The sequence below is a fragment of the Bartonella grahamii subsp. shimonis genome (genome assembly GCF_036327415.1).
Classification (GTDB): Bacteria; Pseudomonadota; Alphaproteobacteria; order Rhizobiales; family Rhizobiaceae; genus Bartonella; species Bartonella shimonis.
Genome location: NZ_CP123961.1, coordinates 46,146 through 69,087 on the forward strand (window position 1 = coordinate 46,146; position 22,942 = coordinate 69,087).

The 22,942-nt window shown below is 41.9% G+C and carries 19 protein-coding genes and 3 pseudogenes; 3 read left to right on the top strand and 19 right to left on the bottom strand.

From position 1 onward, the window contains the following. Window positions 1-101: 101 nt before the first annotated feature. The 3 genes and pseudogenes from QHG57_RS00265 to QHG57_RS00275 form a co-directional block, all read left to right on the top strand. Window positions 102-809, top strand: a pseudogene (locus QHG57_RS00265) (lyase family protein); the annotation flags it as partial. 471 nt (window positions 810-1,280) lie between these two features. After that, window positions 1,281-1,512, top strand: a pseudogene (locus QHG57_RS00270) (lyase family protein); the annotation flags it as partial. Window positions 1,513-2,138: 626 nt separating this feature from the next. Next, complete coding sequence (locus tag QHG57_RS00275) at window positions 2,139-3,029, top strand: outer membrane protein (RefSeq protein WP_330169245.1); 891 nt, start codon at window positions 2,139-2,141, stop codon at window positions 3,027-3,029. 262 nt (window positions 3,030-3,291) lie between these two features. On the opposite strand, the gene QHG57_RS00280 is transcribed toward QHG57_RS00275, so the two are convergent. The 19 genes and pseudogenes from QHG57_RS00280 to QHG57_RS00375 all read right to left on the bottom strand — a co-directional run bounded on the left by QHG57_RS00280 (window position 3,292) and on the right by QHG57_RS00375 (window position 22,897). Continuing rightward, on the bottom strand, window positions 3,292-3,420 hold the full coding sequence (locus tag QHG57_RS00280) for a hypothetical protein (RefSeq protein ID WP_330169246.1): 129 nt from the start codon (window positions 3,418-3,420) through the stop codon (window positions 3,292-3,294). 462 nt (window positions 3,421-3,882) lie between these two features. Beyond that, a pseudogene (locus tag QHG57_RS00285) lies at window positions 3,883-3,960 on the bottom strand (preprotein translocase subunit SecE); the annotation flags it as partial. A 1,534-nt stretch (window positions 3,961-5,494) separates the two neighbouring features. Next, window positions 5,495-6,286, bottom strand: a complete 792-nt coding sequence (locus QHG57_RS00290; protein WP_317993813.1) for a DNA adenine methylase — start codon at window positions 6,284-6,286, stop codon at window positions 5,495-5,497. 24 nt (window positions 6,287-6,310) lie between these two features. Continuing rightward, complete coding sequence (locus QHG57_RS00295; RefSeq protein WP_330169247.1) at window positions 6,311-6,541, bottom strand: hypothetical protein; 231 nt, start codon at window positions 6,539-6,541, stop codon at window positions 6,311-6,313. Window positions 6,542-6,657: 116 nt separating this feature from the next. Next, window positions 6,658-6,885, bottom strand: coding sequence for a hypothetical protein (locus QHG57_RS00305; RefSeq protein WP_317993816.1), 228 nt, complete (start codon window positions 6,883-6,885; stop codon window positions 6,658-6,660). Then, window positions 6,882-7,544 (bottom strand): gene transfer agent endolysin BgtA, encoded by a 663-nt coding sequence (bgtA, locus tag QHG57_RS00310; protein ID WP_317993817.1) that lies wholly within the window; start codon window positions 7,542-7,544, stop codon window positions 6,882-6,884. Before bgtA ends, QHG57_RS00305 begins: the two co-directional genes overlap by 4 nt. A gap of 64 nt (window positions 7,545-7,608) precedes the next feature. Further along, entirely contained in the window at window positions 7,609-7,938 is a 330-nt protein-coding gene (locus tag QHG57_RS00315) for a hypothetical protein (RefSeq protein ID WP_317993818.1), read from the bottom strand. Window positions 7,939-7,947: 9 nt separating this feature from the next. After that, a complete protein-coding gene (locus QHG57_RS00320) occupies window positions 7,948-11,550 on the bottom strand; it encodes a phage major tropism determinant (protein ID WP_330169248.1) in 3,603 nt (1,200 codons plus the stop codon). A gap of 21 nt (window positions 11,551-11,571) precedes the next feature. Further along, window positions 11,572-11,808 carry a prefoldin domain-containing protein gene (locus tag QHG57_RS00325; RefSeq protein ID WP_317993820.1) on the bottom strand — a complete coding sequence of 79 codons (237 nt, stop codon included), beginning with the start codon at window positions 11,806-11,808 and terminating at the stop codon, window positions 11,572-11,574. A 9-nt stretch (window positions 11,809-11,817) separates the two neighbouring features. Further along, window positions 11,818-12,951, bottom strand: a complete 1,134-nt coding sequence (gene bgtC / locus QHG57_RS00330) for a gene transfer agent tail collar protein BgtC (protein ID WP_330169249.1) — start codon at window positions 12,949-12,951, stop codon at window positions 11,818-11,820. 8 nt (window positions 12,952-12,959) lie between these two features. Beyond that, entirely contained in the window at window positions 12,960-13,973 is a 1,014-nt protein-coding gene (gene bgtC / locus QHG57_RS00335; RefSeq protein WP_317993822.1) for a gene transfer agent tail collar protein BgtC, read from the bottom strand. 8 nt (window positions 13,974-13,981) lie between these two features. Beyond that, the gene (gene bgtC / locus QHG57_RS00340) at window positions 13,982-14,983 is read right to left on the bottom strand and encodes a gene transfer agent tail collar protein BgtC (RefSeq protein ID WP_330169250.1); all 1,002 of its coding nucleotides are present in this window, start codon (window positions 14,981-14,983) and stop codon (window positions 13,982-13,984) included. 12 nt (window positions 14,984-14,995) lie between these two features. Further along, window positions 14,996-15,664, bottom strand: a complete 669-nt coding sequence (locus QHG57_RS00345) for a transglycosylase SLT domain-containing protein (protein ID WP_330168762.1) — start codon at window positions 15,662-15,664, stop codon at window positions 14,996-14,998. Between the two features lie 18 nt (window positions 15,665-15,682). Next, a complete protein-coding gene (locus QHG57_RS00350) occupies window positions 15,683-17,896 on the bottom strand; it encodes a hypothetical protein (RefSeq protein ID WP_330169251.1) in 2,214 nt (737 codons plus the stop codon). 8 nt (window positions 17,897-17,904) lie between these two features. After that, window positions 17,905-19,341 carry a hypothetical protein gene (locus tag QHG57_RS00355; RefSeq protein WP_317993825.1) on the bottom strand — a complete coding sequence of 479 codons (1,437 nt, stop codon included), beginning with the start codon at window positions 19,339-19,341 and terminating at the stop codon, window positions 17,905-17,907. 45 nt (window positions 19,342-19,386) lie between these two features. Beyond that, window positions 19,387-20,304 (bottom strand): BaGTA-type gene transfer agent maturation protease BgtD, encoded by a 918-nt coding sequence (gene bgtD, locus QHG57_RS00360; protein WP_317993826.1) that lies wholly within the window; start codon window positions 20,302-20,304, stop codon window positions 19,387-19,389. A gap of 1 nt (window position 20,305) precedes the next feature. After that, complete coding sequence (locus tag QHG57_RS00365) at window positions 20,306-20,731, bottom strand: hypothetical protein (protein WP_317993827.1); 426 nt, start codon at window positions 20,729-20,731, stop codon at window positions 20,306-20,308. Further along, window positions 20,731-22,188 (bottom strand): gene transfer agent protein BgtE, encoded by a 1,458-nt coding sequence (gene bgtE / locus QHG57_RS00370; RefSeq protein WP_317993828.1) that lies wholly within the window; start codon window positions 22,186-22,188, stop codon window positions 20,731-20,733. The genes QHG57_RS00365 and bgtE overlap by 1 nt, the downstream gene beginning before the upstream one ends. Before the next feature lies 1 nt (window position 22,189). After that, a complete protein-coding gene (locus QHG57_RS00375; protein ID WP_317993829.1) occupies window positions 22,190-22,897 on the bottom strand; it encodes a phage adaptor protein in 708 nt (235 codons plus the stop codon). Between the last annotated feature and the right edge of the window lie 45 nt (window positions 22,898-22,942).

Genomic DNA, 22,942 nt, shown 5'->3' on the forward strand with positions numbered 1-22,942 from the left:
CAACATTGGGAGAGAGAGCTATCTCAACATGAAGCTGGCAAATGAGTGTGATAGTACCGCGGCTTGCTCCTTTATGAAGCCTAAAGATGGAAGTGCTCAATGGAGAAACAGCTGTCGGAACAGGACTGAATGCACCAAAAGGTTTTGACGTTGCCTTTGCTGAAACAATCAGCTCTCTAACGGGAATATCCTTTAAGACGGCTCACAATAAATTTGAAGCACTTGCCCATCATGGCGCCCTTGCGCATTTCCACGGGAGCTTGAATGCCCTCGCTGCTGATCTGTTTAAAATTGCCAATGACATTCGGTTTTTAGGCTCAGGACCACGTTCCGGTTTAGGCGAATTAAATTTGCCTGAAAATGAACCCGGCTCTTCTATTATGCCTGGCAAAGTTAACCCCACCCAATGTGAAGCCATGACAATGGTTGCAGCCCAAGTTTTTGGTAATCATACCAGCGTAACCTTTGCCGCAAGCCAAGGACATTTTGAACTCAACGTTTATAAACCTGTTATTGGCTATAACGTTTTACAATCGATTACCCTTCTTGGTGATTGCATGCGCTCTTTTGATATGCATTGCATTCAAGGATTACAGGCCAATCGCATTCATATTCACTCGCTCATGGAGCGCTCACTCATGTTAGTCACAGCTCTTGCACCAGAAATTGGCTATGAAAAAGCTGCTGAAATTGCCAAAGCAGCGCATAAAAATGATACAACTTTGCGCACCGAAGCATTAAAAGCAGGCGTTTCTGTAGAAGATTATGACCGATTAGTTGATCCCAAAAAGATGATTTCTCCCCAATAAAACCAATAAACAACCTAATAAAAAAAGATACAAGCGTCTTAAACCCAATCTTTCTGTCAAAAGATCGGGGCATAAATGCCCCGATGATGACAGATAACGATTACTCACAGTATTCATTTTAAGCTTTTGTCCATATTTATGCTTTTGTATAAAAGAGATAATATATTGATTTATAATGATAATATAGCGTTATTCATCTTGAATTAAGAATCCTGAATACCGTAAGATTTTCTCATTTTAAATCTGTCCCATGTTGAAGCAATCAAAATCACTTGCTTGCACATCACAAGTGGGCTGAATGTGTGGATAGCAATTGTATAAGAAAGGACTAAAACGCCTCTAATGAACAGCCTCAAATGCCAAAGGCTATCGCAACATTGGGAGAGAGCTGTCTCAACATGAAGCTGGCAAATGAGTGTGATAGTACCGCGGCTTGCTCCTTTTAGAGGCTTAAAGATGGAAGTGCTCAATGGAGAAACAGCTGTTGGAACAGAACTCAATGCACCGAAAGGTTTTGACCTTTGCTAAAACAATCAGCTCTCTAACGGGAATATCCTTGAAAGCTCACAATAAATTTGAAGCACTTGCCCATCATGGCGCCCTTGCGCATTTCCACGGGAGCTTGAATGCACGCGCTAATCTCTTTAAAATTGCCAATGACATTCGGTTTTTAGGCTCTGGTCCACGTTCCGGTTTAGGCAAATGGAAAGAATCGTTTATCGTTTTTATACGCTGCATGAGAAACCTCAGAGAACATAAAATTCTCGCACTTTGCTCCCTCTTATTCTTCGTATTCCATTCAATCAATCAAAACCATTCGCTTGGATTGTCATAAGCAAAAGTGGCATATAGATAAAAAAGAAATAAAGTCGTTCATCCTCTCAAGGGCTCAAAAGACTATCGCAATATAAAGCTCTGCAATATTGGAAACCAGTAAAAAAATATGATAGTGCGCCTATGCATTTTTTACTATCAATTAAATATTAAGCACAATGATATTAATCATTATGGATAATACGTTTAACACTGACTAATTAAAGAGTATTTTTCATATATAAAATAATTATTTTTTAAATAAATCAAAAGCTTATTTACTATACCATAATTTTTTCTAAAACACAGCAACACTGAAAGAGTATATAAAAAGTCCTGAAAAATTAATACAAACAGGGGTAATAGCACGAAAGCAAGTTTAAAAAATGCTTAAATATGGGTAATTATAGATTTTTTGAGTATTTTAGTTTTCATAATGAAATTAAACTTTAGATTTCTTTAACCAAATCGTGTATAATGCGCTCTGTATCTGAAATAACATTGGGAATATTTTTTATGAAAACGACATGTTTAATTACACTATCTATTCTCACTTTCATTACCGCTTCAACAGCGCAAGCAGCAGATACGGTAATCTTTGAGCCATCAAAACCGAAGGTTTCATTGCAGAATGCTTCATCGTCACGTATCTCTCCGGTTACTGTTTCTGCACCTTTTTCTTGGTCTGGTTTTTATTTTGGAGGACAAATTGGATATTTTTCCAATAAAAATACTCTAAATTACGCACAAGAAGCCAAGACTGGGAAATGGGCTTGGGTTGATAGAAATTTATCACCAAAACTATCAGGATTGAGAGCAAGTTTGTATGCAGGTTCTAATATTGATCTGGGAGGTGACTTTGTTTTCGGTTTTGATACAGACATAGCCTGGTCTGGGCAAAAAAGCACCCAAACAAACAATGGAAAGAAAATTCTAGATGAATTAGACTCTATTAACATTGCCTTTAAAGAAGCTGGGATTCCTATCATAAAGCCTGCAGCTCCGGATGAAACGATACCCAATTATGGTGATATTGTTGTCAGCAGTGTAACATTGAAAGAAAAATGGACTGGTGCTGCGCGCACGCGTATTGGTTTTGCTTCCCATCGTCTTATGCCTTATATTGCAGGGGGTATAGCCTATACACAGATGCAATATATCATGTCACTTTTATCAAAATCGCAAGAAGATTCGACAATTTTTGCTTCTGGCAATGTATTAGATGAGACAAAAATAATGTTTGGCTACACTGTTGGTGGTGGTTTTGATCTTGCAATGACAGATAATATCATCATGCGTACAGAATATCGTTATTCAGATTTTTTTAAAAAGAAATTTGCAAACGATAACCTTAAAATCTCTTCCCAAACGCATGATTTTCGTTTTGGTATCGCTTATAAATTCTAAATTTTGTAGAGAAATTGAACGATTAAAAAACCCTGTTAAAAACGGGGTTTTTTTATGCCCCTTTCCCCTTAAAAGACCTAGATTCTAAAAACTAAGAAACTATAAACAAATAGTCACGAAACAGTTCAGCCTCTCCCTCTTTTAAAGCAAGCCCCTATCCTCTCACCCTTTCATATAATGCATTTAGAATATAAAAGCTTTACCATCATAGCACTGGCACCATCGTAAAACAAATTGAGAGCAGTTATTAAGAACTATTTCTTTAAAAGAAATATGGATATTGTGCATCAATTGCAGTTTCATAGGATAATGTCGACTTACCTCCTCCCCCCTCAAAGGATAAAGATTCTAAAAAACCATTTTTAAAAACCATATCCGTTTGCAAAAACACAACGACTCTTTGGGTCTCTTGGGCAGACTCTTGGGCGGGCTCTTGGGCGGGCTCTTGGCGGGACTCTCTTGGGCGCTTCTTGGGGGACTCTTGGGGCGGGCTTCTCTGGGTGCCTCCCCATTGAACTTCCCTTAAACCTAAAGCAAGATAAACACACTTAAGAATATCCAACACACACTGAAAAAATACTGTAACATTTCAAGGAAGTTTACAGTCCCTCTATGACCACACTTCAACTAACAACGTTTTACGACATAAACGGAATAACGCAATAACAGCACAAAATAGCAGATTATTTCATATGTTAATTTTTAATCTCCCTCAAGAGCAAAAATATCTCCCTCATTAATCCATAAACAATTCAGTTTTTTCTAAACAGTAACGACCCTAGTCACTTCTCGCGCTTTACTTCATAAGATAACGAATCTACTTTTCGAGATTTTATCCAATCCCCCTTCCGCTAAAAAAGAGAGCTGAAACCAACGCAGTTACCAACAAAACCATAATGGTAGAAATAACGGTTTCACGACGTGTAATCCATTACTTTCACACTTTGTTTCTTTCCATACTTTTGCAAAAGAAAACCTCTATTGTAAAGATGACTGCTCAGTAAAAGAAAAGATTACAGCTCTTCGAATAACTGAGAATAAAGGATCGTAACCGCCACTTCACCCCTAAAAAGTAAAACTTTCTCCATTAATCCATAGACAATTGTTTTTTTCGCTATAAACTCGCCAGCTTCTCCTGATAGGATCGCTTTATAAAATAACGAGAGCTGACTTACCTCCCCCCTCAAAGGATAAAGATTCTAAAAAACCATTTTTAAAAACCATATCCGTTTGCAAAAACACAACGACTCTTTGGGTCTCTTGGGCAGACTCTTGGGCGGGCTCTTGGGCGGGCTCTTGGCGGGACTCTCTTGGGCGCTTCTTGGGGGACTCTTGGGGCGGGCTTCTCTGGGTGCCTCCCCATTGAACTTCCCTTAAACCTAAAGCAAGATAAACACACTTAAGAATATCCAACACACATACACTGAAAAAATACTGTAGCATTTCAAGGAAGTTTACAGTCCCTCTATGACCACACTTCAACTAACAACGTTTTACAGCTATTATATACCAAAGTAGAGCGAGGATATTGCGGTTCTCTGTTTATGTAATTTCTGTAGCGGGGAGACAGCTTCATTTAGGGAGAACATGAAGTTGTCAAGGCAAAAATCAATTTCCAACCTTACCATTTCTTTTTACTTCGGCTTTACGACTTTCAAAAGCCTCTAAAGCACTATCTTTTAAGCCTCTAAAACTCTGTCCTTTAAAGAGTGGAGATTACGCATTGTCTCATGCTTTTGTTTCTCACGGATCTGTTTGGAATCACGCCCTTCATGTCATACGACAGCGCTCCAAACCAAACACACTCAAATCCAAAACACTTGGGTTGCCAATTTCCATGCGTATTTTAAAGACACATCTCTCAAAACCCTCAAACCCATTTTGCGACAATGCCCCACAAGAATATAAAATCTATAAAGCACCATCTTTAACACTCCATAAAAGTACAAGATAAAAGTGCAAGCTGGCACCATCCATCATACACTCCTACCCCAATGATGCCCTTGAAACGGTTTATTAAGAGGCATTTTTATTCCTTTTTTGTAAAATTTCATTCCACAATAGCAATAGCTTACCTAGCTTGTAATGTACAAGAGACATGATTATGGTTAATTTACTATAAACAGACTTAAAATGAGAAAATCCTACGGTATTCGAGGTTTTTCATTCAACATGCAAAACATTAAACACTGTTTATAAATCCCACATGTTTTATAAATCCCCCGTGTTTTATAAATCCCCCGTGTTTTATAAATCAACGTGTTTTATAAATCAACGTGTTCTATAAATCAACGTGATATGCATAACAGAATAAAGAAAACCCATAACTGGTGCGGGTGGTCTGTACCATTTTATAAGTATTTTTATAATATTTTCAATAAGTTAATAAAAATATCAAATAATAAAACCACCTTTTAAACCACCTGATATACAGAATCTATAACACTATCAAATAGCACCATCATCTATATATTGCAATTACAAATCAAGAGTTCTTTTCGGGGAGGTTTTTTTGCCGTACCTGCTGTCCAAAGGGTCTCTAATTCTAAAAAGTCAAAATCTTTAAAGATCTCTCGAACCGCATCACAATCATTCAGACTCAAGGCGAATTTGCCTTGGATGCTTTTGAGAACTTTTGCCATGTTCACAAAATCATCTTCAACAAAATTCCCAGAGCTGTAACACTTCTTCTTCACAAGATAAGGCGGGTCTAGGTAAAACAAGCTATCTGGAGCATCAAAAAGTTCGACAACCCGCTCCCACGACAAATTTAAGATCGTCGTATCAAGAAGCTTCTGTCTAACACGTCGCATCCTTGCTAAAAGCTTATCGGGATTAAATAATGGAGGCTTTTTCCTTCCAAAGCCAAAAGAGACATACTCTTTTTTCCCATACATCACACAACGTTGGAGAAACAAAAAGCGAGCGGCTCTTTCAACTTCGGAGAGGCTCTCTGGTTCAATAGCCGCAAGTTCAAAAAACAACTGTCTTGAACAAACAAACCACTCCAGTCGTTTGGCTAAATCATCAAAATCATTTTGAACACACTGAAACAAATTCGTGATCTCACCATTCAGATCATTAATAACTGAATATTTTGCTGGTCGTTTGTTTAGAAAAATAACACCTGAACCTAAAAACGCTTCAACATAGGTCTCATGGTCAATATTATTTAAAATCGGTATAATTTTCTTACGCAGATAGTGTTTACCACCCATCCACGCAAACAATGTTTGTGTAAATTCTTGTTTCATCATATTTTAAAAGGAGAGATTTGATATTTAACTTTTTGTTATCCACTTTTTGAGATGTGAGAAGATATTATCGAGTGCGTCCATAATGCGGGCAAAATCTATTACAAACATAAAAATGATGAATGCTAACCATTTCATGATGCGTGACATCATTTTTACGCCTTGGTAGATCTCTATCATCTCGTGAAGGAGCTGTTGTTCTGTTTCTGTAAGATCTTTATCTTTGGTGCTTCGTTTCTTGACCATCTTTCCAACCACATAAATGGGCTCCCTGCTTGTTATGCTTCAAAATATCTCTTGCAAGGTTGGAACTGATGACCGCAACATCCTTATTATCCAAATAAATGGGCAACCAGCCACCACAAGAAACTGACCTATTTGCCACGCACCCAACGAGAAAGTTCAGTGCGCACCCCAGCATCACTTTTTTGATTAACTTCATTTTCTACCTCAAGACGGGTTGTTGCTGTCTTTAAAGCATTCTCTGTTTGCTTTTGCCGTTCGCTTTGCTTGCCAAGGTGAAAGGCTTTGGCTAAAGCCATAAAAAAAACGGCTAAAGCCGCTGTAAACATCAGATGATATTTCTTTAGCCACAAAATCATAAGCGTTGCTCGCGAAACCTCTTGGCGACAAACACAATGCCCGTTACAGCCGCTAAAACCATTATGCCTGCTAATGCCCATTGGATTGGACCATTGCCTGCTAACAAGCCGCCAAAACCAGAACAAGACCCTATAATCGGGGCAAGTGCTTCTATCTTTAAAAGCCCTGTCGCTGCTTTCGTTTCCACTCTTTGATAATTTGAGGAAATATAAGCCCCTTTTGCCCATAATCCCGCTTCCGCTGCTCTACGGTTCGCAAGTCCTTGAAGAGGTTTACCATCTACCTTATTCCATTTCTGTAATTCTAAGGGTACGGCTTCATAATCGCCTTGATTAAGTTTCTTCAACAATGTTGACTTGCGGAAAGCAGCTGTTCCTACGTTATAGCAAAACGAGACCAATGCCGCGAATTGGCAATCCGTTAACGAAACCGTGACCGATTCCTCTACCGTCTGCTCGAATTGCTTTAAGTCTTTACAAAGGATTTCTTCTGCTTGCTCTTGGCTAATACACATGCCTTTTTTGACAAGGGGGTGACCCGCATTGCTGGTGTGACCATAACCAATCGTCCAGACACATGCCGTATCTCTATAAGCCTCTAAACGCAAACCTTCCCATTGTTTGATAAGCTCTAATCCTTCTTTCGATATCTTTCTCATCTGACGCTCCATAAAAAAAAGCCCCACAAAAGTGGGGCTGGATAAAAATGTTTTTTTATGATCTCTATTGACTATGCTCTTTGATCAGTTGCTCGACTTCGTCAACACGAAAGCCAAGTTGAAAGAGCGGCGCATATTCGCTTTCCTGTAATTCATACTGACAACGCTTTTCTACAAAATCACCATTTGAATCAAACGGCATAGTTGTTGTTAGACAAACCTTATGCGTATCATCTTCAATCCCCTCTTCTCCCTCTCCAAGCTCTTTAACAAAGACCCAATAAAAACGGGTTGCTAAAAGATCCTCTAGCCTTCTTACCGTTTCAACTTTGTCAAATTCAAGCATATTCAGATAATCTTCCTTGCTATTTAAATGCTCTGGATAATCTATCATCTCTCCCTCCTAAACAAAATGACGCGTATGGCTACATCCACGCGCCGCAACTTGTTCATTTCCACCATTGACGATCATGGCGGCTCGAGTAAAACGCCCATTATCCGTTGTATTACTCCAGCTACCACCCCCTAACAATGCTCTCATTTCAAACGTATTTTGCGTACGGCTTATGGGTATAGGAAACGTGCCCGATAAAAATTGCCAAACATAACCGCAACCATCCTCACAACCGATATGCGAGATCATTCGACGATTCGCCGTATCCTTATATCCACCTGAAACCTTAGAGGTTGGTTCTTTCTTGCCAACAATATGTGTCTTTTCATTGCTTCCATACATAGCAGAAGCAAACGCTTCATCACTCAGTAAAGATTTTTTAACACGCGCCATATCTGTTACATGTTCGGTATAATTACGGTTTGTTATTATATTGGTACGATACATTGATTTCGTATTTTCACCCGTCCCTGATTGAAGATAAATATCAACCCAAAGATCTGTAGAGGGGTCGTAGACCATTCCCTCTGGTGAACTATACGGGCGGTGATTTAAACACCAAACTGAATTGGGTAAAATATCCCCTGCCCTATAACCAGACAAGGGGTGACCAGAAATCGTACCAACATCCGCACAAAGCGTATGAAACCCTCCTATCTTGCGCGAATTATTGACGCTGTAACCGTTTGGATACGTAGAGTTTTCTGATACAACAATTTTATGAGACTGCTTTCCATCAGAAACCAAATAGACATAATAATCCTTACCTGCCGAAAGAGAAGGAACGTTTATTCTTGTATCTGCCGCATAACTTGCAACCAAAATATCATGAGTTCGTGGCAAAGTTAGATAGGTTCCTTTTTTCACGGTTAATTGCGCTTTGCCTGTCGCAACAAGAAACGGTGTGGAGATTGAAAGAACCGTTAAATTAGACCGTTTCAGTAAATTGTTTATCTCTTCCGCTAGCACTTTTGCCTGTGAGGCTACTGTATGGGCTGTTGTTGCCGTTGCTAGGGAACTCTTGATACCACCAAGCTCTTGCTTCGTCGTATCGGCGGTTGTTTTGGCTTCTTCTGCTGTTCTTTTCGCTCTATCGGCAACTTCCTTGGCTTTTTCGGCTTCGCTCTTGGCTTGATAGGCTTTTGAATCTGCTGCCTCGGCTTTTTTCTTGGCTTCTTCTGAGTACATCCGCGCTAAACTTACGGGGGCTTTAAAATTCTCAACCACTTGATTGATATCGATAACCCTACTCATCGCAGACGAGGCTATATTCTCTGCCTTTTCTGCCTGACTACGGGCTTGCCCCGCGTCATGTCTTGCATAACCAGCAGACTCCTTGGCTTCTTTGGCTGTTTTTTGTGCCTCTTCCGCTTCTTCTTCCAAAGACGCCGCTTTTTTACCCGCTGCTTCGGCTGCCCTCTGCGCTTGTTCTGCTATATATTTTGCATTACTCGCTATATCCTTGGCTTTTTCTACTTCATTCTTGGCTTCATACGCTCGGTCATCGGCTTTCTCCGCTATTTTCTTGGCTTCTTCGCCTGCCATTTCCGCTAATCTTGCTATAACCTTAGCATTATTGGCTGCCTCATTCGCGTCGTAAGCTTTACTCCACGCTTCATTCGCTGTGCTTTTTGCCTTTTCCGCCTCACTGCGCGCTTGTGCCGCCTCATGGTTAGCATAACCAGCTGTCTGTTTGGCTTCTTTCGCTATCTTTTCAGCTTCACCCGCTACTGTCTCTACCTGTACTACCTTCTTCTGGGCGCTTTCAGAAACCTTTTTTGCTTCTTCCGCTATCGACTTCGCACTATTGGCAACTTGTTTTAGTTCATCCAAAGCACCTTGAGATTCTTGTGCAACCTTCTCAGCTGCTTCGGCTTTACTCTTTGCCTCTTCCGCTATACCCTTCACCGCTTCTGAACTTACCTGCCCTGCTGTCTCTCCTAAACGCGCCGCAGACTCTGCTGCCGCTTTTGCTTCCAAGGCTATCCTAGAAGCTTCTGTTGCACTCTGTTGGGTTTGAAGAGCCGTCGCTGTTGCTGTATCCGCTGCACTCTTGGCTTCTTCTGCTGTGGTCTTCGCTGTATTCGCCGCCCTAACAGCGGTTTCTGATGCTACTTTGGCTTCATTAGCTACGCTCTCTGCTGTTAAAGCCTTTGCCTTGATAGAAATAATATCTACTGTCGCTTTCCTTGCTGTATTTTTTGCATCTTCTGCTGTTTCTGTCGCTGTCGCTACCGATTGTTGTACTTCCTCGACTAAACCTTTTGCCTCAACAGCTGTCGTTTTACTTTCATTGGCTAACGTTGCTGCCTGATCTGCTACTTTCTTCGCTTCAGCGGCTTTAGACAGTGTTTCAGAAGCATCTTGTTGCGCTGTTGCTGTCTCTAACGCCTGTTTTGCCTCTTGCGCCATAGTCTTGGCTTCAGAAGCTGTGACTGTCGCATCATCCGCCTTCTTTTCGGCTCTTGCGGCTTTCTCTTCTGCCGTTTCTGCTGTGCTCTTAGCTTCTTGCGAAAGTACATAAGCATCCTCTGCTTTATTTTTCGCTTCCACCGCTGTGTTTTTTGCGCTATCCGCTAACCGCTTTGCATTATTCGCTAACGTTTCTGCCGAATGCGCTGTCGTCTTAACTTCTTCAACCAATTGTTTGGCTTCATCGGCTTTAGTCTTGGCTTGTGTAGCAACATCTTCTACTGTTAAAGCCTTCTGTTCTACCCCTTCTGCTGTCCTTTTGACTCCCTCAACTGTATTCTTAACATGATCAACCGATTGCTTAAGATCATTCGCTACCGACAGGGCTTTAGACGCCGTTTCTTTTGCATCACCAGCTACCGAAGATGCTGTATCCGCTGCACTCTTGGCTTCATTCGCTGTGGTGAGGGCTTGCCCACTGCTCGCTGCCGCTGTTTCTGCAACATTCTTCACCTCACCCATCACCTGCTTGGCATCATCAAAAGCGCTTTTGGTTTGTTCGGAAAGTGTTTTTGCATCTCCTGCCGTTGCCTTGGCTTCTCTTGCCTCTGTCAAAGCTGTCTCTACTGTGCCTTGTATTTGTGTCACTATTTGAGAGCTTTCCGTGACCGCTGTCGTCACTCTATCGGCTGTACTTTTAGTATCCTCCGCAATACGCTTGGCTTCTTGCGCTAACCTCTCGGCTGCTTCTGATTTCATCTTGGAATCTTCTACAGAGACTTTCGATACCTCTGCTGTTGTCTTAGCGGCATTGGATGCTGTTAATGCCGTATTTGCCTGCTCTAAAGCTGTCTCTGCTGTTGTCTTGGCTTCAGAAGCTACAGCAACTGCACTCGCTGCTGTGCTGGCTGCTTGCGCTATCGTCGTCGCTGCTGCATCCGATAATTCCTTGACACTGTCTGCTATAGTTTTCGCTTGATCTGCTGTTTGTTGCGCGCCATTCGCACGCGCCATGGCTTTTTCAGCTTCTTGCCTCGCATTAACAACCTGCTCTAACGGCGCAAAGGTTTCATACGAATACAAAGAGGCCGTCCCTAAAAGCTTGGGAACAATAACGCTGTCTTGAGAAGTTCCTGCTATCACTTCTTCTCTCGTCGCGATAGGTATCAAATATTCATGTTCATGATCGGGTATCTTCATCTGCTTTCCTCCTCACATCATTCAGAGTACTTCGTCTAATAATGAACACTTTTTCAAATCTTCAAAATCTTCTCTTAATGTCTCTAAGCGCTTCTCTAAATCTTTCACAGATCCATCAAGCTCCGTTTTCAAAGCTGCTTTCAGTAAATCAAAAACGCCATCAAGCGGCGCATGTACAAAGCCTCCCCCCGAATACAAAACGACCCGTACTTGGGACGGGTCGCTAATCTCTGATATCGCAAACGGCTTTAATAACATTTCATATCCTCATGTCTTTATTCCATAAATTACACTCACATTAACGGGGCGCGTTTCAACACCACCAACCCTCTCTGCCATAAGGTGATGTTCATGATGCGCTCTGTCATTCAGCCCTTCTGTTATAGGCGTTGAATAATATAAAAAATTAGCAAAGGGACTCCTGATAAACCACGGTAAGCGTGGCGGTTTGTCTTGTTCTGTAAACCAAAAGGGAACTTCTGACTGTGAACTTCCTGCTATTTGGTCAAATTCTTTATTACACTTGGATAAGGCATCCCCACTCAAACCTACACACTCTTCGTCTACCAATCTCTTTCGCCTTTGCAAGAAAGCTTCAGAAGAAGAAACATCCCGTTTTTTACGAGAAGAAAGACCTTCTGATAACGCTGGACCTATAAAATGTTCATGCGCTTTTAAAGAACAGGGTTGTACACTTGCAAAAGAACGCCAAGGATCTAGATTGCGTTCATAATCCAGTCCTCGTAAAAACATCCCCCGAAAATCGGGAACATTAAACGTCCTAACGCCATCTCCCTCTCCCCACGTCGTTCCTATTACACAAAATAAATCCCAATAAACAAGCCGTGAATAAGCACGCCCATCACAAGGCAACCAACCATCCGGCAAGCGTTCCATTGCAAACGGTCCTATCAGACCAGAAGGTAAGCGTTTTAATGAAGAAACTTTGCCCCTTGTCGGGTTGAGAACTTGCCACCCCGTAAGCTCTTCATCATACACAAGCGTATAAAGACAACTATCTTGTATCTCTCCTCCCGATAAAGCTAATAAACCGGTTTCTGTCGCCTTATAAACGGGCTTGCCAACTAAATTATTCAAAGCAATTGTTGTCGCCCCTACATTCTTTCCCTTCGCTTTAAAACAAACCGATATGCCATTCTTATACTCTAAAAATGCCGATTGGCTTAGAAGCCTTATCGCACTCGTCTTTTGTTGATCATCACCCGTCACAATCCCTTCAAGCACTCCACCTGTATCCGATAAATATTCCCTCACCCGTTGCATCATAACACGAGCACTGTTATTGACCGTGTTAGGATGCTGTCCCTCTGACCAATTAATCAAAGCATCAGCCCCACCATTCTCAGATGCCGTTAAAGACCAATCATAAATCGTCGACATCTTAAACCTCACGTCTTGATTCCAAACACAACACTCATATTAATCGGGCGCGTCTCACTTACACCTGAACTTACCAATTCAACATCACGCATATGAAGGTGGGAATGGGGAAAGGCTAGCTTATGGTGCACGCGTATATCCTCTGCTCTCACATCCAGACGTTCTGCAAGCTTTACCCTTTGCTGTTCATTCAACACATACCCCCAGATGATCGTCATATCACCATGCCAACTCTCTTCCTCATCTTCATCATTCAAAATCGTAAAGGATTGCCCCCCATGGTCATGCTTTCTCATAGCATCATTTTGTAAAGTGCCAAGATAACGAAAGCGGTCTATCTCGCGGTCATCATCAACACCTCGTAAAAAAACACCACGCAAATCAGGAACGTTAAACTTGGTCGAACTATCACTTCCTCCCCACCTTGTTCCTATTGCTGCATACAGATCACTATAATCACTGCGCAAATAAGCCTTCCCATCACAGGGTAACCAGCCCTCTGGCAAAACTTGCATCCCAAAAATCCCTATGGTCCCTGTAGGATAAACGGGAATAACCGGTTCTTGTGATAAAGAGAGAGGCGTAGGATTTAAAACTTGCCAAGCATGATCCCTATAAACCAAGCTATAAATGCATCCCCTTTGAAGTTCGCCTCCCGATAAAGCACGCATGCCTAATTCCGTTGCCTTGTAAACAGGTTTAGCGGCTAAATCATTCAAGGCAATTGCGGTTTCTCCAACATTCTTACCCTTTGCTTTAAAACATATTGATATCCCATTCTTATATTTCAAAAAATGAGATTTACTTTGAAGTCTTATCAACGTCGTCTGTTGTTCAGCATCAACCCTAAAGGTATTTTCAATCACACCACCCGTATCGGATAAATATTCACGTACACGCTGCATCATCACACGGGCGCTATTATTCACGCTGCTAGGACGTTGTCCTTTTGACCAATCAATCAAATCATCACAATAGGCATTCAAGGAGGCATTTAAAGACCAATCATAGATCGTCGACATCTTAAACCTCATGTCTTAATCGCAAACAGAACACTCACATTTACTGGACGCGTCTCGCCTTCACCAGTGCTCTCCAAAACAACCTCTTGGCTCTCATCAAGAGTATGAGAACTTACAATGTATCCCCCTAAATTCTCACGCTCTATGCCCATAAAATTCGCTAGAGAACTCCCCCCAAACAAGCCTAGACGATAGCCCAACACATCCGTCGTATTCCCATCCCAAAAGTTTTCGTTGCTGGTAAAATGAGACATCGAAAGGCTCTGTCCTTGATGTTGATGCGCCTCGATTAAATCTGTTTGCACACTTGCAAAAGAACGCCCTTCATCAATATTGCGCCCTCCATCAACACCCCGTAAAAACATCCCTCGAAAATCTGGAACATTAAACGTCTCAACGCCATCCCCCTCTCCCCAAACCGTTCCTATTGTCTCAAATAAATCACGATAATCACGACGCAAATAAGCTTTCCCATCACAGGGTAACCAATCCTTTGGAATCCCGCGCATTCCAAATGTTCCTATAAAACCCGTGGGATAAAGACTGCTTTCTTCTTCTAAAGGGATAGAGGTAGGATTAACAAGATGCCAATGATCTCCATTATAAACCAATGTATAAATGCACCCTTGTTGGATTTCCCCTCCCGATAATGCACTGATGCCTAATTCTGTCGCCTTATAAACCGGCTTAGCAACTAAATCATTTAAGACAATCGTGGTCGCTCCAACATTCTTACCCATAGCCATAAAGCGCAAAAGGATACCATTCTTATACTCTAAAAACTGTGAGGTGCTTGCAAGTCTTATCACACTCGTTTGTTGGACATGATCATTTGTAACAATGCCTTCAAGCGCTCCACCCGTATCCGATAAATACTCACTTATCCTTTGCATCATCACACGGGCGCTCGTATTCACACTGCTAGGGTGCTGTCCCTCTGACCAATCAATCAAATCATCCACGCGCGTATTATCCGCCGCTCTAAGCGACCAATCATAGATCGTTGACATTTCTCATGAATCCTAGTTCCGGTAAAATGGTCCGTAAAACGCCCGCATGAATTGCGTCATCAAAGGATTATCATCATCACTCTCTTCTTCTTCCGAAGCTTCTTCTTGTGATGCTAATAATGCCCTTAAAACCTCGAGCAAATTGTCTCTATTGCCAAATTTTCCCTGTGCTATAGGATGACCATAAGCAACAGGAGATGGGCTCCTTGCCTGCTGCCCACCATACATCTGTAATACACGGTTCACAAAATCACTTGCACGCATAGCATTGTTTCCACCATTCAAGCCAACTGCATTGCTCCCAACAATTTGCGCCGCATTGGCATGGGGATTTTGAAGAAGCCGCGCAGCTCCTCCTGCCCCTTGTTGATGTGCTAAATACAACTCCGCTTCACTAGGGGCTCTCCCCAACAGGCGGCTTAAATGATTGCGATTATCAAGTGTCAAGCGCCCCATGGCATCTGCCGCTTGCATGGGGTCAAACCTATCCTGCAAACCATATTGTTTGGCTGTGCTATCGATAAATTGATACAAACCACCAGCAGAAGAGCGGGGATTCCTTGCATTCGGATTGCCTCCACTTTCCACTTGCGCAACACGGTATAAATAACTCTCTGGCAAGCCATAACGCGCTGCTGTTTGCCGTATCGCTTGATTAACAGAAGGACTATAACGGGTCATAGCTTTATACATTCTCCCCTACCTTGGTGTACTCAGCATATTAAATTGACCAGCCAATGCTTTTCCTCCTCCTCCAAGCAACGAAGCCAAAAATTGGTTCACCCACTCTTTTGTAACGTATCCGCGATTATGCGCTGTCACCATGCTTTGAATGAGCTCTACAATTTTATCATTGGAAATTTTTGAACCACCTGTTAATAACTTGACGATATCCTTTTCAATGCGTTGACGCTCTCTTAAAGCCGCTTCTTTGAAGGGAATAGAAGAAGCCTTCACCGCTGCTTTTCCAACCTGCAAGGCTGCATCTTGGGTACTGGTAGGCATATGCATATTATGCGTAAAAGATATCTCTTTATTCGCTATACGATTGGGTATTCTGTTATAAAGATCTGCATAATTGGCTTCTTTATTGACAACCTTCTTAACAGCAGAAGCTTTATCTGCTCCGTAAATCTTTGCAAATCTTTCATAAAGATCATCCGTATCAAAAATCTCTTTTGCTTTGGAGACTTTATCTGTCGTTTGCCTCATGCCCTCGAAAAGTTCTCCCCTTGATCCCTTTTTAAAGTATTTTTGTTGTCCCTCTGGTAATTCATCAAAAATTTTACTGAATTCATCCTTATTAACCGACTTGCTAAGGATTTTGGAGCCTGCATCCATGGCGTCTACACGTGCACTATATTGATGATACAATGCCCGTCCTTTCTTATATTCAGACGATATATCATCCATAAGCTCTAACAATTTTTTCCGGATACCTAATAAGGTACGAACTTTGCTATCATCTCTCATGTTCCTTGCTGTATCTGTCATAAAACGAAGTTTACGCTGCGTTTCATGAAGAAGCCCCATGTTCGGTTTTTCTTTAAGGAGACTAAACTTTTGAGACGAAAACGGACTGACTTTGTTCCCACCACTCGTGAACTCCTTTAATCCTTCGTCATAAGCTTGTTTAAAATAAGGACGCTCCATTAATTCATTAAGAGCACCATAATATTTTTCTCCTATCGGCGTTTTCTTGGCTATTTCGTAAAGACTATCTGTCGCTGCTTTCTTGCTTGCAATAAGATCATCTTTTAAACCTGTGACATTTTGACGAGGAACAAAGTGTTCATCTGCTGCCTGATGAATACGCTCCCCTCCTCCCAGCGCTCTCGCGGCGGCTCTTTCGATAAAATCAAGGGAAGCATCCGGATTTTTCCTTGAGAGTTCAAACACTAAATCCTGTAAAATTGGGCTGTGATCTACAACATAATCTGTAGGACTTTTGGAACGACCAAAAGATTTTCCAAGCTCTTCAGAAGCATCATTGCTTAAATGCTTACTAATTTCTCTTAACACGTCTTTTGAAATACCTTGCTTATGAGAAGGGGAAAGAAGTCTTCGTATTCCGCCGACAGTAGAACCAAGCGCGGAACCAACTAAGCTCCCAACCGCTGTGCCTGCTGCTCCCAATCCTCCACCAACTGCTGCACTTGTAAGCCTACTACCAAACCCCTCTCCTTCACCTGCTCCATGTGCTGCACCAGATGCCGCACCAACTTTAAGCAAATGAGGAAGTGTTGTGTTTTTCGTGATACCTAAAAATGGGCTTGCCTTTTCGCCTACATATCGCCCCGCTCTTCCTACCGGCGTTTGCCCCGCTTTCAAAAAGGCTTGACCTAATTTTGAAGCAACATGAGGCGCTACCCTTCCAACAAGCCCTGCAACCGCTCCTGTTCCTAACGTCGCAAGTGAAGGGAGTGCCGAACCTAAAGCATTTCCACCTAAAGACGTCCAATAATGCGCATTGCTTACCCTACGTTGATAATCACGTAATTTATTGACTGCTTTGTCATACTTATCTTCGTATTTTTTATCTCCAGATAACCAATATCCGATAAGTCCCTTTCCAAAAGCCTTTAGTGCATTCTCATTCTCATCATCACGTCCTGCCGCTGTAATCCCCGCAATTTCATCATCTAAATTAAAACTCAAACCATGCTTTAAAGAGTTCCAAAAAGCTTCACTTTGCGTGATTTCTGGAGACTGTTGAGCATTTTCATAATCTGTAAAAGACGAGGTATTTGGAATAATATCAACCAATTTGTATTCTTTAAGCCAATCCGGTACAGGTTGATTTTTATTACCTTCAAAACCTGTGGAAGTCGAATTATTTGGAATAATGTCAACTAATCTGTATTTTTTAAGCCAATCTGGTATTTGACTGCTGTAGTTGTTAGGAGAAGACATTCTACAACTTACCTCTCATAAATCCTTATGCCATCTTGAGTATGAAATGCAAATTTTGATCCTTTTGGAAGATTTTGAACAGCTTCATTTGTAGTGATAACCGACACACCGGCATACTTTTCCGGAAGCATCAGATAGTCGGTAGAATATTGACCATTTTCTGCCGTAACGGCATTTCTCATATTATCTTCTGTAGCCTCAATCTTACCTAATACAATACCTTGTACTTCAGGGTTCAGTCTTGATAAAACATCTTTTATTGTTGACAAACGCCGTTTAAGCTCTCGTGTAGACATACGTAAACTTAATTTCCCAAGAGACTCTTTTAACATTTCAATGTCTTTATCGCTAACATTTCCAAGTCCTAGCGCCCCTCTCTGCGACAACAGTTTCATTTGATCTATACGGTCAAGCGCTATACGCGATTGTATTGATTCCAAAATTTGTCGTGCATCAGATTGTTCCGACGTTGGCGACGCATAGCTAGCAACTAAAGCTATATTACCTGTCGCCTTATCCTTAAATTTCTCAAGGTATTCCTGCACATAATCAATATCGTCTAGCAAAACCTTTGCATACACGTTTTTATGTTGACGTAAAGCGGCTGCACGTTCGTTGTCCAGATACGCCTTCCCACCAGGGTGATAAACCACTCTCTTTCCCGTTGGTGATGTTGGGTCATCAATTAACGAACTTCCATCATTGTAATGTTTTATGCTATCTGTACCACCTGTGAGCAATGCACTAAGCATTTGAGGATTACGTGCCATGACAGCAGCTTCTTCTTCGCTGTATCCTTTAGACTTCAGATACTCGACGGTCTGGTTAACCTGCCCTCTTTGTTTATCTACTTCATTAAGATGCTTCACACCGCTTGCTAGCGCATCCCATCCTGAACCGCCTGATGGCGCTGCTGACATACCTGCAAAAAGATCTTGTAGCTTCTTATAAGCATCTGATTGAAAAAACTTATAAGTATTGGACTGTAAAAATTTATCTAAATCTGTCGGTTCAGGAGGTGGTGCTTGAGATGCTGTAGCTAATGGTTGCGTTTGGGGTTGAATTTGTTCATTAATATAAGGTTTAAGTTCTTGTGGGGTTGCCTCCTGTGCATTAGGGAGTGGTGGATGATTTCCTACACCAAGAGGCATTTCCGTTCTAGGAGCCGTAGAGGGCATAAATGGTCCATATGGCTGCTGCATATTCTGTAAATAAGGGTTGGAGGGAGCATGTGCTTCATTTATATTATCCAGAATACTCCCAATCGCCCCACCAATTACTAAAGGATTCTTCGGGCTTGGTTTCATTAATTGTCCCAATCCTTTCGCCCCTGTAACCATTTTGGGAACGACTCTGGGATAAAAATACCTAAAAATATGAGGTCCATATCTCAATGCTGCCCCTCCTGCTGCCCCAGCAGCTAAGCCTAATAATGGAAATGCCATCACACTCTCCTACAAAACTATCATTTAATGATTTTACAGTTCTCATTACCTATTCATGTAATTTAAAAAGGCATTGGATGCTCCTCCTGCCAATGTGGCTCCTGCTGGACCACCTGCCATGTAACCAAAAGCCATCGGTGCTACCTGAAGTGCCAGAGAACCTACCGTTCCTGTATTCTGCAAAGGATTGTTGCCTTGCATCAGAGAAGCTGTGTTGCTATTTGTCGTCCTGCCGTAATTGCCTGCAAAGCCATGACCGGCGTTCATAAGCATATTCAACCTATTCCAACCGCTATTGTCTTGTTCCAGCCAACGTTCACGATTGGCATCAACAATTCTCTGATTGTGGGCATCAAGCACACCTCCCCCCTGTATGGCATTGGAATAGGCATTGCCATAACCCTGTAAGAAGTTATTTGAGGCTCCCAACTGATTTTGATTGGCTTGGTCTATCAGTGAATTCGCTTGCATCATGCGGTCCGCATCACGATTATATTGATCTGCCATAGCTCTTGTGGACAAAGCACCAAGTTCATTTGCCAATACACCTGCATGTGCACCGGACCCATAACGACCCGCACCTGCAAAAGAGCTGTTAATCGTATCTCTTACACGGTCTAAGCTATTTTGAAGGGCGGCATTAAAAGACGGATTCTGTCCAACCATACCACCAGAAGCCATATGTCTAAGATTCATGGCTGCCGACGTTGGATTGTAGATTGTATTCATCAAAGAGCGATTTTGATAATGATGAGGAATACTGCCAAGACCACCAATGCCATAGCGCGTTTGATCACTTAACGGGGCAATACGAGGTCCCCCATACACATTACCACCCGCCCCTGTATTATACAGATGATACGCATCCCTACCCCCACGCTTAAATACATTTTCCATCCAAGCAGGAGGGGCGCTTGTCTGTACCTGCTTTTGTTCTGTTGTTGCTGGTGTCTTGCTCCCCATTTCACAATTCCTTCCTGTAATAAAGCATATCTATGCTGTAACCTTGCTTGTCCAATGCACGTTTCCAACCCAAACGACCCAAGATCTCCATTTCAAAAGCGCCATTCTCACGCGCCCAATCCTCTGCAACTTGCAAATTATCAACCAAATCAAGAACACCCATCCCACTACATTCACAAATGAGCGCGCGCTTCTTTCCTAAAACTGTCTGTTGTATCTGTGTCGTGACTACCGCTAAAAATCGCTCTTCATCATCCAAAACAAGCCATAACTGTTTCTTGCCCGTGCAAATGGCTTCAATCAGTTCCTGCAACGTAATTTCATGTTTAAAACGCTCTACATACTCATTAAAAGATGCAATGATTTCTTCAAGATAAGGCGCTATACGCTCCATATCCCAAGAACTGGTCAAAAAGATTTTTGCCATTACCCTCTACCAAAAGGACGTAAATCCACATTAAAGCCCGTAATCATCGTCCAAGGTTCATTCTTAGGAATGCGTAATTTAAACCGGTGATAACGATTGCGCGAACGACCGTGATAAGCGCCCGTGACATAAGAACACACCCTCTCCTTATGCCATGTGATCGGCGTCTGATTATTGCGAAGACGACGTTCTCCTATGCTTAAAAGACCTTCTGTCGTATCAACTTCAGCAAACATCTTCGTGATAAAGCTAAAACTTCCATCCGGTGCCCCCATCTCTTGCGAAACAACCGTTGCCTCCATCGGGGCTCCTGTAAACATAACAAGCCGATTGTTTTCATCAAAAGCACCAAGCATGGGCGCGCCACTTTGCCAACGAGGGCTGTCTAAAGAAGCCGGCAATGCCTCAAGATTGATCGAAATCTCATCTAACTGTTCTAAAGTATAACCTGTTGTAAACACTGGAAACAACGTGAAAAGCTTTCCCTGTAGTGTCGACCATTTCTGTAAACCCCAATCATAAACAAAGGTGGTTTGCTCGTTATTGCCACTCTTTAAGGACCAATAAATCCGGTTATCAATGGGGTCTATAACTCCTTGCATCTCATCAAGAGCAAACTTATCAAATGTTTTAAAAACCGTTCTATCAACCTTTTCAAAACCTATCGGTAAAAGTTGACCATCCAAACTCATTTGATAAAAACCACCATCACCCGCAAAAAAAGCATCACTCCCTCGACATGCTATAGAGGCTGCGCTGCGGGCTCCTCGCTTGTCTTGTATCTTTTGAAACGTAAACACAATCTTAGAACCCGCAACAAAGGTTCCTGCATAAATAGCAGAACGCATAAAAATGAGGGGATTGGTGGATTCCGTAGACCCTTGAACATATTCTCCATCCGGAAAATCCTGAAAATCGCAATCTTTCTGCTTAACTGTCCAATGAGTTGCATCATCCAAACCTGACCAATGAATGCGATTAGGATTATCTGTCAATTGCATCAAACAAACAAAAGGTCCCCAAACCTTCACCAAGCCTGCTTTCGGCGGATTGCCTCCTAAATCTTCAAATCGTTCAGAACTATGGGTATTTAAAACCTGTGGTTTGTCGTTTTTGTTCACCGCAATAACGCTTTCACCAAATAACGCAAACGACCATTGATTATCCTCATGCGCATGATAGGTCACACCACTTTGACTTATGTCCTTCCAACCCTTCGTTTGACTATCATAACTGTAAAGCTTTTGCTTGCCTCCTACGATTATCTTAACACCATTACCGCTTCTAAAGGCGATTGAACCCAAGGGCTTTTCTTCCAAAGGATTAGAAACAACCATTGCACTAGGCATGGGTATGTAACCGCCATCTGCCGGTAAAACATTCACAAGGCTATCCGTAAAGCTGCCGTTGACAACCGCAACATCTGGTCTGTAATCGGCAATGGGAAAATAAACCATGCTAAAAATCCGTTGGTATTATTCTGGTCACGTTATGACGTTGAGACGTCTCTGCATGCAATTCATTCAACTGTTCGTTAAAGTCATTGTAAGCTGCTGCTGCACAATCGGGGTCTTTCAAGATATTCTTGTAAAGTTCGTATTTTGCACGCGCTTTGATCAGATCAAACGCGTGCACAAACCATGAATGCTCCTCATCGACACTCTCTATCTCTGATAAACGCAATGGAGAGAGAATGAGTTGAATCTGATAGGCTCTATCCGGCGTGGGATAAAGATGTAATTTCCTATCAAAATAACTGTAGCAAACCGGCGTTCCTTGCTGCTCTGATGATAACAAAGGCTCTAAAGAAACATGGTCCTTACACTCCAATGCAAGCTTATGATGTTGATCAGAACTCAAATAAACGTTTTTGATCTTAACGGCTGTTTCAATATGGTGGGTGTCACTTGCATCATAAACACCTTTCCCCGCCCGTGTCTCAAACACCACATCACGGCTTTCGTTAAAGTAAAAATTTTCTCTCTCACAAAAACGAATGGCTGCAAAAATACTTTCTTGTATTTGATGAACATACTCATCCCCTATGTCATCAATCTCATCTTGGATGACCGATACAAGGTGAGAAAGTGTTCTCTTATGACGATAAACATCTCGCTTTACAGGTATCGGTCCTCCGGTCTTAACCCGAATATAATGACGCGTCATCAAAATACCTTTCTGTAAAAATTATTACTATTGATATTATATACT

Coding starts and splice junctions, on each gene's coding strand:
- QHG57_RS00275 (WP_330169245.1), top strand. CDS start 2,139: ATGAAAACGACATGTTTAATTACACTATCTATTCTCACTTTCATTACC.
- QHG57_RS00290 (WP_317993813.1), bottom strand. CDS start 6,286: ATGATGAAACAAGAATTTACACAAACATTGTTTGCGTGGATGGGTGGT.
- QHG57_RS00305 (WP_317993816.1), bottom strand. CDS start 6,885: ATGATTTTGTGGCTAAAGAAATATCATCTGATGTTTACAGCGGCTTTA.
- bgtA (WP_317993817.1), bottom strand. CDS start 7,544: ATGAGAAAGATATCGAAAGAAGGATTAGAGCTTATCAAACAATGGGAA.
- QHG57_RS00315 (WP_317993818.1), bottom strand. CDS start 7,938: ATGATAGATTATCCAGAGCATTTAAATAGCAAGGAAGATTATCTGAAT.
- QHG57_RS00320 (WP_330169248.1), bottom strand. CDS start 11,550: ATGAAGATACCCGATCATGAACATGAATATTTGATACCTATCGCGACG.
- QHG57_RS00325 (WP_317993820.1), bottom strand. CDS start 11,808: ATGTTATTAAAGCCGTTTGCGATATCAGAGATTAGCGACCCGTCCCAA.
- bgtC (WP_330169249.1), bottom strand. CDS start 12,951: ATGTCGACGATTTATGATTGGTCTTTAACGGCATCTGAGAATGGTGGG.
- bgtC (WP_317993822.1), bottom strand. CDS start 13,973: ATGTCGACGATCTATGATTGGTCTTTAAATGCCTCCTTGAATGCCTAT.
- bgtC (WP_330169250.1), bottom strand. CDS start 14,983: ATGTCAACGATCTATGATTGGTCGCTTAGAGCGGCGGATAATACGCGC.
- QHG57_RS00345 (WP_330168762.1), bottom strand. CDS start 15,664: ATGACCCGTTATAGTCCTTCTGTTAATCAAGCGATACGGCAAACAGCA.
- QHG57_RS00350 (WP_330169251.1), bottom strand. CDS start 17,896: ATGTCTTCTCCTAACAACTACAGCAGTCAAATACCAGATTGGCTTAAA.
- QHG57_RS00355 (WP_317993825.1), bottom strand. CDS start 19,341: ATGGCATTTCCATTATTAGGCTTAGCTGCTGGGGCAGCAGGAGGGGCA.
- bgtD (WP_317993826.1), bottom strand. CDS start 20,304: ATGGGGAGCAAGACACCAGCAACAACAGAACAAAAGCAGGTACAGACA.
- QHG57_RS00365 (WP_317993827.1), bottom strand. CDS start 20,731: ATGGCAAAAATCTTTTTGACCAGTTCTTGGGATATGGAGCGTATAGCG.
- bgtE (WP_317993828.1), bottom strand. CDS start 22,188: ATGGTTTATTTTCCCATTGCCGATTACAGACCAGATGTTGCGGTTGTC.
- QHG57_RS00375 (WP_317993829.1), bottom strand. CDS start 22,897: ATGACGCGTCATTATATTCGGGTTAAGACCGGAGGACCGATACCTGTA.